Origin of the sequence: Halovivax asiaticus JCM 14624 (assembly GCF_000337515.1) — an archaeon.
Lineage (GTDB): Archaea > Halobacteriota > Halobacteria > Halobacteriales > Natrialbaceae > Halovivax > Halovivax asiaticus.
On the sequence record NZ_AOIQ01000021.1, the window covers coordinates 386,515 to 401,138 of the forward strand.

At 63.5% G+C, this 14,624-nt stretch carries 10 protein-coding genes; 7 read left to right on the forward strand and 3 right to left on the reverse strand.

Annotated features, from left to right (window positions below; translation table 11 throughout):
* The first annotated feature begins 185 nt into the window (after window positions 1–185).
* The 7 genes from C479_RS14480 to C479_RS14510 all read left to right on the forward strand — a co-directional run bounded on the left by C479_RS14480 (window position 186) and on the right by C479_RS14510 (window position 12,525).
* The gene (locus tag C479_RS14480) at window positions 186–7,343 is read left to right on the forward strand and encodes a VWA domain-containing protein (protein WP_049907366.1); all 7,158 of its coding nucleotides are present in this window, start codon (window positions 186–188) and stop codon (window positions 7,341–7,343) included.
* A 376-nt stretch (window positions 7,344–7,719) separates the two neighbouring features.
* On the forward strand, window positions 7,720–8,052 hold the full coding sequence (locus C479_RS14485; RefSeq protein WP_007704151.1) for a hypothetical protein: 333 nt from the start codon (window positions 7,720–7,722) through the stop codon (window positions 8,050–8,052).
* Window positions 8,053–8,342: 290 nt separating this feature from the next.
* Window positions 8,343–9,326, forward strand: coding sequence for an aldo/keto reductase (locus C479_RS14490; protein ID WP_007704154.1), 984 nt, complete (start codon window positions 8,343–8,345; stop codon window positions 9,324–9,326).
* Window positions 9,327–9,398: 72 nt separating this feature from the next.
* Window positions 9,399–9,752 carry a four-helix bundle copper-binding protein gene (locus tag C479_RS14495; RefSeq protein ID WP_007704156.1) on the forward strand — a complete coding sequence of 118 codons (354 nt, stop codon included), beginning with the start codon at window positions 9,399–9,401 and terminating at the stop codon, window positions 9,750–9,752.
* Between the two features lie 108 nt (window positions 9,753–9,860).
* Window positions 9,861–10,256 (forward strand): RidA family protein, encoded by a 396-nt coding sequence (locus tag C479_RS14500; protein WP_007704159.1) that lies wholly within the window; start codon window positions 9,861–9,863, stop codon window positions 10,254–10,256.
* 98 nt (window positions 10,257–10,354) lie between these two features.
* Window positions 10,355–11,128 carry a diphthine synthase gene (dph5, locus tag C479_RS14505; RefSeq protein WP_007704162.1) on the forward strand — a complete coding sequence of 258 codons (774 nt, stop codon included), beginning with the start codon at window positions 10,355–10,357 and terminating at the stop codon, window positions 11,126–11,128.
* A gap of 104 nt (window positions 11,129–11,232) precedes the next feature.
* On the forward strand, window positions 11,233–12,525 hold the full coding sequence (locus C479_RS14510; RefSeq protein WP_007704165.1) for an MFS transporter: 1,293 nt from the start codon (window positions 11,233–11,235) through the stop codon (window positions 12,523–12,525).
* An 83-nt stretch (window positions 12,526–12,608) separates the two neighbouring features.
* On the opposite strand, the gene nirK is transcribed toward C479_RS14510, so the two are convergent.
* The 3 genes from nirK to C479_RS14525 all read right to left on the reverse strand — a co-directional run bounded on the left by nirK (window position 12,609) and on the right by C479_RS14525 (window position 14,602).
* Complete coding sequence (gene nirK, locus C479_RS14515; protein WP_007704166.1) at window positions 12,609–13,643, reverse strand: copper-containing nitrite reductase; 1,035 nt, start codon at window positions 13,641–13,643, stop codon at window positions 12,609–12,611.
* 187 nt (window positions 13,644–13,830) lie between these two features.
* Window positions 13,831–14,145, reverse strand: a complete 315-nt coding sequence (locus tag C479_RS14520) for a thiamine-binding protein (protein ID WP_007704169.1) — start codon at window positions 14,143–14,145, stop codon at window positions 13,831–13,833.
* A 109-nt stretch (window positions 14,146–14,254) separates the two neighbouring features.
* On the reverse strand, window positions 14,255–14,602 hold the full coding sequence (locus C479_RS14525) for a HalOD1 output domain-containing protein (protein ID WP_007704172.1): 348 nt from the start codon (window positions 14,600–14,602) through the stop codon (window positions 14,255–14,257).
* Window positions 14,603–14,624: the final 22 nt, after the last annotated feature.

Below are 14,624 nucleotides of genomic sequence, written 5' to 3' on the forward strand. Positions count from 1 at the left end.
GCATTGATAAGTCGGGGTGAATGATGGTTTCGCGTCGGCACGTTGTCGCTATCGTTTTCAGTGTCTTGCTCATTACCTGGCCGATCGGGTCCGTCTGGGCGGCGGATTCGCCGTACGCCACGAATCAACCGGAACCCGAATTAACCGGGAACTGGGAGCAAGGACCTGACACCAACTCGATTGGGATGCGTAATCCCGCTAGTACGGACTATTCTGCGGCCGGAGAGAACGGGAGCGCTTCCGACGACGCTACCGGCGTGACGGTCAACTGGTCGGACCCGTCGCTGGACGCCAGGAACGTCTCGTTCACGACGTTCCCCCTCGACGGTGATCACGAACTCCCGAGTGCGGGACCGACGGTGCGCATTCAACGGGCCGACGGCGGCCAAACCGACGGGGCGACCGTGTCCATTCCGATCGACGAGTCCGTCCCGGCTTCGGCATTTGATTCGCTCGCCGTCTACTTCTGGAACGGCGGCGGCGTCGGTGGCTGGCAGCCGCTTCAGACCGATATCGACGAGACCGACCGTCTCGCTCGGGCGACGGCACCGTCGCTCGGTTTCGTGACGGTAATGAATCGGACCGCGTGGGAGGATGCGACGCGCATCGAGCGACCAGAGCCGATCGACCGCGAGCAGGCAGCCGGCGTCTACGTTGGCACCGACAACGGGACCGTCGGTAAGCTAGATCCCGAAACGGGGACGGTCACCTGGGAACGCCGGATCGACGACGCCGGAGAGACGGAGCTGACAGCGGATCCGGATGGCGCACTGTACAGCGGAGTAACCGGCGTCGGGACGATCCACCAGCTCGACTGGTTCGACGGCGCGACGGTCACCGAGATTCCCTTCGCACCCGGCCTGACAAGCCTGTCGACCACCCGCGCCGACGGCGTCATTGCGGCCGCGGATGTCCCCGCCGGCGGGAATATCACGGCCGTCGACGCCGCCAATGGATATCGGCCGTGGACCGTCTCGTTCTTCACCGAACAGGGACCCGACTACCGCGTCGACGACGTCGCCCATGGACACAACGGGAGCGTGTACGTGGGCCTCTATCTCGACGGTCGCGAATCGGGAGCCGAATTCGCGCGCGTCTCCGCCCCGGACGGGCCGACCGAGGGCGGATCATTCGAGCCCGACTGGAAGCGAACGATAGAGCCGCGACAGGTCACCGATATCGAACAGGGGCCGAGCGGCGGCCTGTTCGTCGCCACGGAGCGGGGCGTTCGGAAAGTCGATCCGCAGGACGGGAGCGACCTGTGGACCACAGCCGTAGAGGGCGGCGCGAGCGAACTCGCGATTGATGCTGACGGGAACGTGTTCGTCGCCGAACGCGGCACCAGCGTCACGGCGCCCTCGCTACTCCGGTTTGATCCGGCGACCGGCGACGAAATGGAACAGATCGACGTCCCGGTCGACCGGCGGACCGCGGTTGTCGGCCTGGAAACGCTCGCTGACGGAACGATCTACGTCGGGACAAACCGGACCAGTGACGGGACGATCGGTGGCGATCAGCCAACAGTCACCGGGCTGACCGTAGACGGACAATCGCTTGATCGCGGGTCGATCGTTGGTGAACAGCCCTCGGTGTCCGACGAGGTGACCGGGACGCGCGTCGATACCGGGGACGACACGGTCGACGACTCAACCGTTGCTGGCGACGTCGCGACTGGAGAGGGGAAAACAGCGTTGACCGATTCGACACTAGTGCAGTCCCCTGCGAGCGACCGCCTAGGTGCCGATTCGTCACACAGCAGCAACTCGTCGCTGATGGCAACTGCCTCGAACGAGGTTTCGATCTCGGCACAGGATCAGTCACTTACACCCGAGGATAACCTTTCGCTGCAGTTCAGTGCCGCGAGTAGCCGATCGGTAACAATCGGTCTGAAGGCGACAGGTGGGCAGGAGCTACTTAGCCAGCCGGCGACGGCGGAAACTTATCCGCAGGTCTTCCGCATCTCGAACCTGCAGCCCGGCGAGTACGTAGGAACGATCGAGGACGGGAACGGGGCGACGGATACGACGGGGACGATCACGGTCACAACGTCCGGTGGCGACAATCCGACCGGGCCCTCGGTTTCGATCGCGGCTTTGGAGACGAATCTCGTGCCGGGTGACGATCTGACCCTCGAATTCAGCGCCGACCAGCAGCGAGACGCGACCATCGTTCTGGAGACCGCGTCGGGACAGCAGTTACTGTCGAAAGCCGTCACGGCGGGGTCAACGTCCCAGCAGCTTACGATCCAGGATATGCAGGCGGGCGAGTACGTCGCCCACATCGAAGCGGACGGGGCCGACCTCGCGGCGTCGACGCAGACGATCGTCGTCGATTCCGGCGGTGGTGGTGACGATCCGCCGCCGGCAGACGATTTGACCGCGTCGGCTCCGCCCAATGAGTTCACGACCGACGAGCCGCTCGCGATCCAACTCGAAACGGGCGCTGCGCGGGACGTCACGCTGACGGTTGACGCGACTGGCGGCGGAACCGTCTACGAGACATCGCTGTCGTTGTCCGCCGGGACGACGACGTTCAACCTAAACGGGGTACCGGAAGGCGAGTACGTCGTGGCCGTCACGGCCGCCGACACCGGGGCTACGGTGACGACGGAGCCGATCACAGTCGAACGACTGGTCGGCGGAACGACTTACACGCCGTCGAAGCCAGTCGTCGACGAACCGGTGTCCTTCGCGGCGTTCGTGAACGAACCGGGTAACGACGACCGGATCGTCGAGGTTCGGTGGGACTTCGGCGACGGAACGACGACGACCACCGCGTCGCCGTCGGTCGAACACGTCTACGACGAACCCGGAACCTACGAGGTCAATATCACCGTCGTCGACGCGTTCGGCGGCGAAACCGAACTGGACGCGAGCGGTCACCTCCTTGTCGAGGCCGAATCCGCCGGGAATGCCACGGCCGGGACGGTCACGGCCCTCTCTCCCGATGGGACGCTACGGTGGCAACACGAGACGGACGCCAACGTAACCTCGATCGCGGCGAACGACCGCATCGAGCCCGCTGAAGCCGTCGACGGGACGACGACGCCGGTATGGTCGCTCGACGTTCCCGAGACCGGACGAGCCACGGTGGAAGCCCTCGTCAAGCTCGACGGTGGGAGCGCGGCAGCCGCTGACGTGCTCGCCCGTAACTCGTCGGGCACGATCCGAACGGCGTCGACTCCCGTCAACGGCAACTGGTCCCGTGTCAGGCTGAACGTGACCGACTTCGTCGACGAGGAGATCGTCGTCACGCCGCGAGAGCTCGACAACGCGAGCTTCGCCGTTCGCGACGTTCGTCTCCTGACGGACGCCGATGCCGACGGCGTCCCCGACTACGTCGAGAATGCGTCATTCCAGCTCCCGTTCGGCCACGCGCCGACGGTGGACCTCGATCCGAAAGCCGCCGATACGTCTGGAGACGGCGTCCGCGACGGCGAGCAGCTCGTTTTCTGGCCGTCGAACGGCTCTTATCTCGATACGACCGTCCGTCCGGCGGTGGCGGTCGGCGACCCGACGGTTGTCGACACGTCCGACGCCGGACTCGACGATCGAGTGCAGGCAAACTACCCGTTCTTAAGTCCGTGGTTGGCCGACAGCGACGGCAACGGCTTGATTGATGCCCGGGACGATTACGACGGCGACGGACTGACGAACGCCGAGGAGGTCAACAACGGCACGCGACTGGATCTCGTCGACACGGACGATGACGGGCTCCCTGACGACGAGGAACTCCGCGACTACGGCACCGATCCGCTGAACCCCGACACCGACGACGATGGTCTCCCCGACGGCGAGGAGATCGAACTCGGTCCCGACCCGCTTGACCCGGACACGACGGGTGACGGGACGCTGGACGGCAACGAGTCGTACACGACGACCGCCAGTAACGAGTCCGTCGGCGTCGCGCTCGAACTGACTGGCGACGGCAACGTGGCCAGTGGCGTGACGATCACCGAGGAATCGAACGAGTCGATCACCGGGCCGCGGGTCGCGAACGTGACCGCGTCCGACGTGGTCCACCTCGAATCCGAACGGGAGTTCGAGGAAGCCGAGGTCACGATCGAGTACGAGGCGAACCGGAGCGCGGAGAACCAGACCACCAACGAAACGGATTCCCTCGCGATCGCGACGTACGACTCGGACGCGCAGATGTACGTCCCGCTGAACTCGACGGTCGACGCCGAGAACAACACCGTGTCGGCGACGACGCCGCACTTCTCGACGTTCGCAGTGTTCGACGTCGACGAAATGGCCGACGCCTGGGACGCGCCGCGCCAGTCGTCGTACGACGTGGAGCCGGCGGACGTCATGTTCGTCCTCGACGAGAGCGGGAGCATGACCGGTGAGCGCCTCAGTAGCGCGAAAGTGGCTGCAAAGCGCTTCACCGCCTCGTTGACTGACGAGGAACTGGCCGGTGTGACCGGCTTTGCCAGCTCGTCGCGGCTGGTCCGACCACTCACGACTGACCACGCGCAGGTCAACGCGAGCATCGACCAACTGGGTGTCGGCGGGCAGACGAACACGGCGGCCGGCCTTCAGGCGGGCGTCGACGAACTGGTCGCGAACGGGTCGGCGACCCGTAACGACGAACTCATTCTGTTGGCCGATGGTGGCACGAACCAGGGAGACGACCCCGTCTCTGTCGCTGAGACGGCCGCGGCGAAAGGTATCGAGATAAACACCGTCGGTCTGGGGAGTAGCATCGACAAGGCCGAACTCCGCACCATCGCGGAGACGACCGGGGGTAGCTTCTTCCACGCCGAGAGCGCTGAGGACCTACCCGACACCTTCCAGCGGGTCAGGGGGGCCCTTGATAGCGACGACGACGGGTTACCCGATCAGCTTGAACGGGAGGGGATCACCCTCGGGATCGCCGGGGGCGTGATGAACGAACTGGGGAACGATGGGACGATTAGCACCGATCCGTTCGATCCTGACACGGACGGCGACGGGCTCGAAGAGGGCGAAGAAGTAGGTGAATACACCGAAATCTCACTGCTCGGAGGATCTTCGCGGACGATCTCGTACTACAAGGTAGGATCGATTCCGACGAAAGTGGATTCCGACTCGGACGGGCTCACCGACTACGAGGAGGTCGAGACGCTCGACGGCCTCGATCCGATGAATTCGGACGTCGACGGCGACGGCATTTCGGACAACGAGGATCCGGAACCGACCACACCGCGGCCCGAGGCAGGCCACGTCTGGGCGATGGAGTTCGCGGAGACCAACGATCAGGTCGCCGAGTTCAACCGGCGAGCGGTGTACGGTGCCGTGTTCGGTGAAGTCGGCGTCGAATATACGGGAACTATGGTCAAGTGGTTCGACTCGTGGGTTCCGCCTAACGTCGACTTCGACGAGGAAGACACGGAATCCATGGCGTACGTCGCCGGCTGGATTCTGTCGGGGTTCATCCCCGTTGCGGGTGCGGTAGCTGATACGCGCGATTGCCTAGTGTTCACCGGTGACGCGTTCTCCGACGCGACCGACTGCGTGTTCGCGGGAGCCAGTATCGTCCTGTCGTCGACGACGATTGCCGGTGCGGTTTCGGCGCCGTTCACCGGTGGTGGCGGCGCGCTCGTCGCCGGCGGTTCGGTGGCTCTCGACACCGTACAGTCCGCTGGGAAAGGTGCGAAGATCGTCGCGAATGCGATCAAGCGAGACCTAGTCGAACCCGGGCAGATAGTCCGCTGGGTCTACCACAAATTCCCGATCTCGGAACTGGACATCGACTTTACGGGCAAGGTCACCGCGAACTTAGATGATGGCCAGGACATTGCCCGGGTCGAGGAGGCCGCTGCGAAACAACAGACCCACAAGATCCTGACCGATGGCGGCTTCCCGAACGAGGAGGCCGCCGCGCTCCGGCCGATCCTGAGCCGGACAGGTGCGACCGTCGAGGAACTACAGGGAATCGAGCGAAATCTCGACACATTCGACGATCTCGGAGGGCTTCAGAAGCAACGGGCCCTGGCGAAGCAACTGGTGACGGAGACGGACGAACCGGTTGAGGCGGCGAAGCGACTCGACAAATTCGACGGCACCCGGCTGGTCGACGTCGATCCGGCACTACGCGAAGGAGTCATCCGCGCCCTCGATCAGGCCGACACGGCGGTGGTCAATCGCGTGGTCGACGAAATCGCTGCGCTGGACGGGGCCGCTCAGTACAATGCACTGGTCTTCCTCGGGACGGACGGAAGCGAGGACGCAATCAGGTTGATAGACGAATTCGACCAGACGACTCCACAGAAGTTCTTCTCGGTCGGTGCCGAGCAGTTCTGGCGAGGTGTGGGCAAGTCACTCGATAACGGCAATATCGGGTCCTCGAAGATCCGTACCGCAGTGACCACGATCGACGATCTCGGTGGCGTCAAGCGATTACGGGCGAAAGATGTCGTCGAAGATGCCGGCGGGACTGGTGGAATCGAGTTCATCGGGGACGCCAGCCAGGGAACGCTCGACGACTATCTGGAGCTCACCATCGACACGAGTGGGACTCCCTATCCAGCTGCTCTCGCTGACGACGTCCGGGTTGGGCTTGCGCAGGGTCATTCACGTAATCATTTCAGCGCGAATGGCTGGACACAGCATCTCTATCCCAATGCGGACGATTCCACGGAGGTCGTCGGGAAGATCGCCACGGAACTCGATGAACTCGATCGGGCGTCAAATGTCGAAGACGTGGTGCGAGTGGTCGAGAAAACGGATGGGGCCGGTAGTGGGTCCTATCTCGTCGACCTGCCGAGTCCCGGTGTGTCGTCCAAGGCGGTCAAAGGCGCAACCCTCGAGATCCGTGTCGGAAATCACGTCGCTGATGGCGGTGACACCGTCCGACTCAGCTGGAAGCCCGAGGTCGATCTGTCCGACATGAGCGACACGAAACTCAAAGACGTCGCCGAGAAAATGTACGGCGTCAGGGACAAAGCTCTCGTCGAAGATGCTGTCAGGAGTAACAAGATGGAATTCGACGCGGTGGAAAATCCGACCGGACAGACTGCGATCTATCACGAATCGAAAAATCGGAAGATTCCAGCCAGCTATGACAACAAACCGGACAAGTATGCCAACAGGATCTTAGATGATCTTAGAGAACAAGGCGCTCGATACTTCACAGCACGACGAGGGATGGACGCCGATGTGGCGGATGATACGATGGTCGTGTACGTTCGGACGGAGCGTCTCGCTACCGAACTACGTGACCTAGTCACGCAAAAGGGGTACCAGTGGTTAGAAGTCGAAACACCGCCAGCGGCGACTGATGCTGCCGGACAGACCTTCGTAAAGATATCCGGAACCTCCGCGGGTCTAGACTCATGTGAGGTCTTCTGTCCGGCAGTCTGATTGACTGTTTTCCCAATTCTTTATTTGCCTTTATCATGTATGGGCAAGTATGTCCTCAAATTGTGACTCCCGCCTATATATTAATTTCTGGACTGAAAATGTAGAAAACGTATTTCAAGATTGTATTGATTTCTTGGAACGTGAGGGGGAACCGGACTATCTTCAGGAAAGTGAGTCCAGTCTGCTACTGCATGGGTCTCTGTATGGCGGATTTCACCATTATGAACCCCAGTTGTCAGCATCACAAGGATGTGTAGAAAATATAGAATTTAACACGCCGTGTAATAACTATACATCGCCGGACGATGGTGCCGATAGACTCACTACGCTGCTCGGGTTTGTCTCCCGTCTCTATCAGGCCATTACTCCCGTATACGTGTACGGGATTCACAATTGGCGTGTCGAAGGGTGGCAGGAAGGCAGATCGGAGTACAAGATTCCCGATCCAGTCAGCGACGAGGCCCTCGCGAACAACCGAATCGACCACCCGACCTGGTTGATGCTGTTCCCGCCTGAGATGGTCGAGGGGTACGGCCGCGAGTGGTTGCTCGACCTTCCAGCCGAGCATATGGAGGAACTCGACGACGGTGCGATCATGGTTGTCGCTACGCGCGCATTTCCCGAGTGTGAAACGGATATGGAGACCGTCAAACTGATCGATGACGCGGTGACGCCGCTGGAAGAGTCGTTTCAGACTCGCGACCTCTGACCGTCCGCTAGAGTAGCGACGGATGGTGATCTTCCCTCCTGCAATAGACGACGGTATCGAACCCAAATCGCCGTACGCAGACGGGGGCGCGTTTCGCGTGTCCCACCCGGTGAGGGGATCGGTACAGTGCCCGATCTTTATTCCTTCTACGGCAGTCCGATGAGGCCACACGTTTCGTCGGTTAGTGGGCACGTCCGCTGGCGTCGAGTCACCTGGGTCACGGCTGGCGGGGGCCCGGCGACGCGTTCCGGAGGGTCGACAGTTTTGGTCCTCGTGCACGCGTACCCACCATGGAGTATACGACGCTCGGCGACTCGGGGATGACAGTCAGTCGAATCGGCCTTGGCACGATGAACTTCGGCTACGAGGGCGATGGCTGGAAACTCTCCGCCGACGAGAGCCGCGAACTCATCGAGCGCGCGATCGATCTCGGTGTCACCTTCATCGACACGGCGAACGTTTACCGCGACGGTGAGAGCGAGTCGGTGATCGGCGACGTGATCGCCGACTACGATCGGGACGATCTCGTCGTCGCCTCGAAGGTGTACTTCTCGATGGACGACGACAACCCCAACGCAGGCGGCCTCTCCAGGAAGGCCATCGAGCAGGAACTCTCGAACTCGCTGGATCGGCTGGGGCTCGACACGCTCGACCTGTATCAGATCCATCGCTGGGATTACGACACGCCGATCGCGGAGACGCTTCGCGCGCTCGACGACGCCGTCCGGCGGAACCAGGTGCGCTCCCTCGGCGCCTCCTCGATGTGGGCCCACCAGTTCGCCGAGGCGTTGCACACGAGCGATCGGCTCGGTCTCGAACGGTTCGTCTCGATGCAGAACCACTACAACCCCGTCTACCGCGAAGAGGAGCGCGAGATGCTGCCGCTGTGTGAGCGGGAGGGGATCGGCGTCATCCCGTGGAGCCCGATGGCGCGGGGATACCTGACCCGGCCGCACGACGAGTTCGACACCACGTCGCGGGCCAGCCGGGAGAACGAGAACCGTCCGGATCGACACGTCAAGTACCGCGCGGGCGGTGGCGAGGAGATCAACCGGCGCATCGAGGAACTCGCCGCGGAGTACGGCGTCTCGATGGCGCAACTCACGATCGCCTGGCACCTCCATCAGGAGCCGGTCACGGCACCGATCGTCGGTGTTTCCAGCATCGAGCACCTGGAGGAAGCCGTCGAGGCGGTCGACATCTCACTGTTGTCGTCCGATCTCGAGTACATCGCGGAACCGTCCGGACCCGTACCGATCGAAGGCCACGAGTGAGGGGACGTCGGCACCGGCCCGTTGCATACGCCACGGGTCCTATTAGGGTGCCCGCCGGTGGAGTGAGCGGCGATGGCGTTACAAGAAATCAAGCACGTCGCCGACGATCAGCGAATGGAGCGGTGTATCGACAGTTGTTCGGAAGCCTCCCAGGCCTGCGAGTGGTGCGCCGACGAGTGTATCGGGATGGGTGAGGAGATGGCCACCTGTATCCGACTCTGTCGAGACGTGGCCGACCTGACGTCGATGAACGCACGCTTCATGTCGCGAAACTCCGGGTACAGCGTCGACCTCTCGGAGCTCGTCATCGACGCCGCCGAGGAGTGTGCGGACGAGTGCGAGCAGCACGACCACGAACACTGCCAGGTCTGTGCCGACAAACTGCGAACCTGTGCCGACGCCTGCCGCGACATGGTGTCGGCGTAGGTCGCAGGGGTAGTCGAAGTCTCGTTTTTCTGCTCCAGTGGGCGAATCGATGGAGCCGATCGGCTCGATACCGATAGGTATTCTGTCGCCTTCGACCAGTTCATTCGCATGTCGCGGGAACGCCGTCAGGTTGCGAGCGGTACCGAGTGGGAAGATACCGTGGGCTACTCGCGTGCCGTCCGCGTCGGGGATACCGTCCACGTCTCGGGAACGACCGCGACCGACGAGAACGGCGACGTGGTCGGCGTCGGTGAGCCGCGTGAACAGACACGGCACGCGCTCGAACTGGGGATCGACGCCCTCGAAGCGGCGGATGCGTCGGTATCGGACGTCGTGCGAACGCGCCTGTTCGTGACCGACATCGACGACTGGCCCGAGATCGGGGCTGCGCACGCCGAGTTCTTCGACGACGTTCGCCCGGCGGCGACGATGGTCCAGGTCGAGCGCCTGATCGACCCCGAGCACCTCGTCGAGGTCGAACTCGAGGCGATCTGCGAGAACTGAAGCGATCGGGTGGAGGGAACTGGTGGCCGCGTCGAACCGTCGGTGGATCCGCGGGAACGGATCCGTTCGCCTAAGACGCTTCGCGGCCACGATCGGGTATGCTCACATTCGTCGGTCTCGGTCTCTACGACGAGCGCTCGATCACCGTCGAAGGTCGCGCGGCGATCCGCGACGCCGACCGGGTCTTCGCAGAGTGGTACACGAGCGAACTGATCGGGACGACCGTCGAGGCGCTCGCCGATCATCACGGCGTCGAGATCGAGGTACGCGACCGCGCGGGCGTGGAGCAGGATCCCGATCCTATCCTCGACGCGGCCGCGTCCGGCGACGCCGTCTTTTGCACCGCTGGCGATACGATGATCTCGACGACGCACGTCGACCTTCGTCTGCGGGCCGAAGAACGCGGTATCGAGACGCGAATCGTCCACGGCGTGACCGCTCAAACCGCGGCGAGCGGACTCACTGGCTTGCAGAACTACCGGTTTGGTCCTTCGACGACGCTTCCCTTCCCCTGGGCCCACGGCGCGGACGGGCTCCCGGCGAGCGTGACGAACACGATCGACGAGAACCGCGATCGGGGTCTCCACACGCTGGTCTTCCTCGACATCAAGGCCGCGGAGGAGGAGTATATGCGTGCGGATACCGCGGCATCCCTCCTCACCGAGGCGTACCCGGACCTCGTGGGGATCGTCGTCGCCCGGGCTGGCTCACCCGATCCGCTGGTGGATGGCGGGCCGCTCTCCGATCTCGCCGAGCGTGACTTCGGCGACCCGCTCCATCTGCTGGTCGTACCTGGCGAGTGCCACCTCCTAGAGGCTGACGCACTCGAGACCCTTGCGGATGTCGACCGCAAATCACTGGACGTGGCCTGATGAGCGCTCTGCTGTGTGGAAGACCTACGTATCATGTGTCGGTAGCCTCGGCCCCTTTCCAAGCGGATAAGTAGCCACATCGATCCCCTCTAGGCGAGATCACCATGGGCCTCTCCGGAAACGACCGGGCGATCGCCGGCTTCGCGATGACTGGCCACGGGCTCGTCCACTGGTTCGAGACCTCGATCCCGATCTTTCTGGTCGTCTGGCTCGCCGAGTTCGAGGTATCGACCCTGCTCGCCGGCCTCGTCGTCGCGCTGGGGTACGCACCGTTCGGCCTCGGCGCGCTCCCGGCCGGCATCCTCGCCGATCGATTCGGCGCCAAAACCCTCGTCGTCACCTGTCTGGCCGGCATGAGCGCGTCGTTCGTCATCCTCGGACTGAGCGGCTCGCTCGTCGGCGTGGCGATCGGCCTCGTCTGCTGGGGCGCCGCGGCGAGCATCTATCACCCGGCCGGCCTCTCGCTGATCAGCACGGGCGTCGAGCAACGCGGTCGCGTCTTCGCCTGGCACGGCATGGCCGGTAACGCAGGGATCGCCCTCGGCCCGTTCGTCGCCGCGACGCTCATGTTTCTGGGCCTGACCTGGCAGACCACGGCCCTGATCCTCGCGATACCCGGTGCGCTCGCCGCGGTGTACGGCCTGCGCGCTGACTTCGATCCGACCGCCGCGGTCGACCCGGACGTCGACGCCGGCGCCGACGAGGCACTATCGCTTGCGGACTTCGTCGGGAACAGTCGGGTTCTCTTCGCGAGTGCCTTCGCGCTCGTCTTCGTCATCGTCACCTTCGAGGGGCTGTTCTACCGCGGGATGTTGACGTTCCTCCCGGAGATCTTGCACGGCTCGTCCGTGCTGGCCGGCGTCGCTCCGGGGCCGTCGCTCGAGGGCTTCGAACCGGGTCACTACATCTACGTCGGCCTGCTCGTCGTCGGCATCGCCGGGCAGTACGTCGGTGGTCGGCTAACCGATCGGATCCGGCCGGCGACGGGTCTGCTCGCGTTCTTCGCCGTCCTGGCGATTCTAGCTCTCTCGTTCGTGCCGATCCTCTCGATCGAGGCCGGCGGGACGGCCGGACTGGTTGCCGTCGTCGGGCTCAGCGCGCTCTTCGGCTTCTTCCTCTTTGCCATCCAGCCGTTCTACCAGGAGGCCGTCGCGGTCTACACGCCACCCGATTCGCGCGGTCTCTCCTACGGCTACACCTACCTCGGCGAGTTCGGGTTCGGTGCGGCCTCGATCGCCATCGGCGGCTACGTCCTCGATGTTTCGACGCCGACGTTCCTCGTGACGATGGCCACCTTCGCCGTGATCGGGGTCGCCCTCTCGGTCGGTCTCTCCGTCGGCGTGGGGCGATTCCTGGGAACCGACTCGGAGCCGGGGGCAACTACCGCGGACGAGTAGCGATCACCGACGGCCGAGTGGACCGTGACAGCGTCGAACGCCCGCCGACCCGGTCGCAGTCTCGTCTCCGAACGTCTCGTCTTCTATTCGGGATCGGGGTCGTAGATCGATTCGTTCGGGTCGCCGGCGACGTCGATCGCAGCAAGGTTGCCCTTCCTCAGTGTTCGCGTGATCGCGTGGTCGACGAGTTTGATCGGGCCCGGAACCGGCGTGTCGAGTTCCGCGGCTGTCACCGTCCCGGGCGTGACCGGCGTCGTCTCCACCCAGTTGGCGGCGTCACCGAAACTTCCGTCGCGGTAGAGCGTCTCCCAGACGTTCCCGATCGGGTGCACTGCCGCAGTCAGGTTCGGGCCGCCGTTCGCGTAGTAGATCCGAACTCGCTCGCCGCGTTCCGCCTCGACGGCCCCGTAAGGGCCGTCCTCCGCGAACGCGTAGGCTTCTCCGTTCAGCAGCACGTAGGTCGGATTCTCCGCTACCATGGCGTCGAAGTCGACCTGGTGGTGGCCCGCGTCGCCGGCCTCGCCGTTCGTGTACAGTTCGTGCTGTCCGAAGTACAACTCCTGATCGACCTCGGGCAGTCCGTCTTCGGGTTCGACGAGTATCGCTCCGAACATCCCCGAGCTGATGTGGTGATCCATGTTCGGGACCGCACAGTGATAATCGAAGATTCCGGGATACTCCGCGCGAAACTCGATCTCGACTGGGCCTTCGCCGGGGGCGATCGTGGTGTCGTCGGCGCCGCCGCCCGGGCCGTAGACGGCGTGAAAATCGATATTGTGGGGGAGCGCGTTGCGATCGTCGGGAACGTCGAACGTCAGGTGGATCGTATCCCCGCGACGAACGCGGATCAGCGGTCCCGGGATGCGCCCTTCGAACGTCATGTACTGATAGGTCACCTCGGGCTCGATCTCGGCGACGTGTTCTTCCGTTCGAAGCGTGATCTCGTGGCGGCGTGGTTCGTCCCAGTCGACCGGGGGCGGGAGATCAGTCGGATCGGCCGCGATGCGATCGACGTCCGGCTCCTGGGCCGGCGCCAGGTCGTCGTCGCGGTCCGCATCGTACCCCGACCCGTTGTCGTCGGATTCGTTCGTCTGTGCGAGCTGGCCCGCCAGCAGCACGGAGCCACCACCGGCAACGCCTTGCAGGAATCGTCTTCGAAGTGAACTGAGCGTAAGCGGCATGTGCTCTCTGGCGTTCAGGTGGTGCCCGGATAAGGCGTCTGCCGACGTGTGACTGCATCCCACCCGTTAGGTGCCGCTCGGTCCGGGGCGACCGAACCGCGGCCGGCTGGTCTCGTTGGACGGCTTACTGTCGATCGGTGCGTGCTTCACGGCCGAGGTGGTCCTCGACGGCAGCGACTTTCTCGCTCGCCGGCTCGTCGCTCGTCCGTTTGTCATCGACTTTGAGGAACGTACTCACTCGATCGGCGTCGATCGATTCGTGTGCAGCTTCGACGGCCTCCAGTAACTCGACCATCGACTCGGCCTCGATTGTCGTCCCCATCGGGCCCGTCTCGTAGGTCAGTCCCGTCTCGTCGATCGCTTCGATCGCGCCCGCGACGTCCGCGGCCATGCTTTCGTCGGTTGCCGGGGCAGTGCTGAGGAATCCGATGACTGTCATACCGGCGGCTACTGCTCGACCGGACCTAAAACCGTGGGTCGCCTTCGTGGAATGCAGCCCAGTGACTCCTGGTGGCACGGAGAACAGGCGTGTGGTGCACTGGTCCGAATCAGTTGGTCGGCCGCTCGACCTGCGGTGGCGGGTAAATGTAGATCTCGCCGTTCGCGTAGACGTAGACCTCACACTCGAGGGCGGTGAACGCGACGTGGCCGCCCGTTCGCTCCTCGCCGTCGGCTTTCGGACTGAAGATGCGCTCTAAGGCGTCGGGATCGACGCTATCGTAGAGTGAGAACTCGCCTTGCGAGACGTCGACGTCGACGACCGCGGTGAGGCCGTGGACGATCGTCGAGAGCAGTGTCGCGCTGCCATCCGGATCGTAGTCGACCTCGAAGCGGTCGTTCGACTCGTCGTACGAAAGCTCGCTCGTCTCGGAATTACGGGTGATTTCGGTTTGCATTGGCGCTACAGGATCTACGATC

Excerpts from the sequence above, each read along its gene's own strand:
- dph5 (WP_007704162.1), top strand. The coding sequence starts at position 10,355 with ATGCTCACATTCGTCGGTCTCGGTCTCTACGACGAGCGCTCGATCACC.
- C479_RS14525 (WP_007704172.1), bottom strand. The coding sequence starts at position 14,602 with ATGCAAACCGAAATCACCCGTAATTCCGAGACGAGCGAGCTTTCGTAC.
- C479_RS14495 (WP_007704156.1), top strand. The coding sequence starts at position 9,399 with ATGGCGTTACAAGAAATCAAGCACGTCGCCGACGATCAGCGAATGGAG.
- C479_RS14500 (WP_007704159.1), top strand. The coding sequence starts at position 9,861 with ATGTCGCGGGAACGCCGTCAGGTTGCGAGCGGTACCGAGTGGGAAGAT.
- C479_RS14490 (WP_007704154.1), top strand. The coding sequence starts at position 8,343 with ATGGAGTATACGACGCTCGGCGACTCGGGGATGACAGTCAGTCGAATC.
- C479_RS14480 (WP_049907366.1), top strand. The coding sequence starts at position 186 with ATGCGTAATCCCGCTAGTACGGACTATTCTGCGGCCGGAGAGAACGGG.
- C479_RS14510 (WP_007704165.1), top strand. The coding sequence starts at position 11,233 with ATGGGCCTCTCCGGAAACGACCGGGCGATCGCCGGCTTCGCGATGACT.
- C479_RS14520 (WP_007704169.1), bottom strand. The coding sequence starts at position 14,145 with ATGACAGTCATCGGATTCCTCAGCACTGCCCCGGCAACCGACGAAAGC.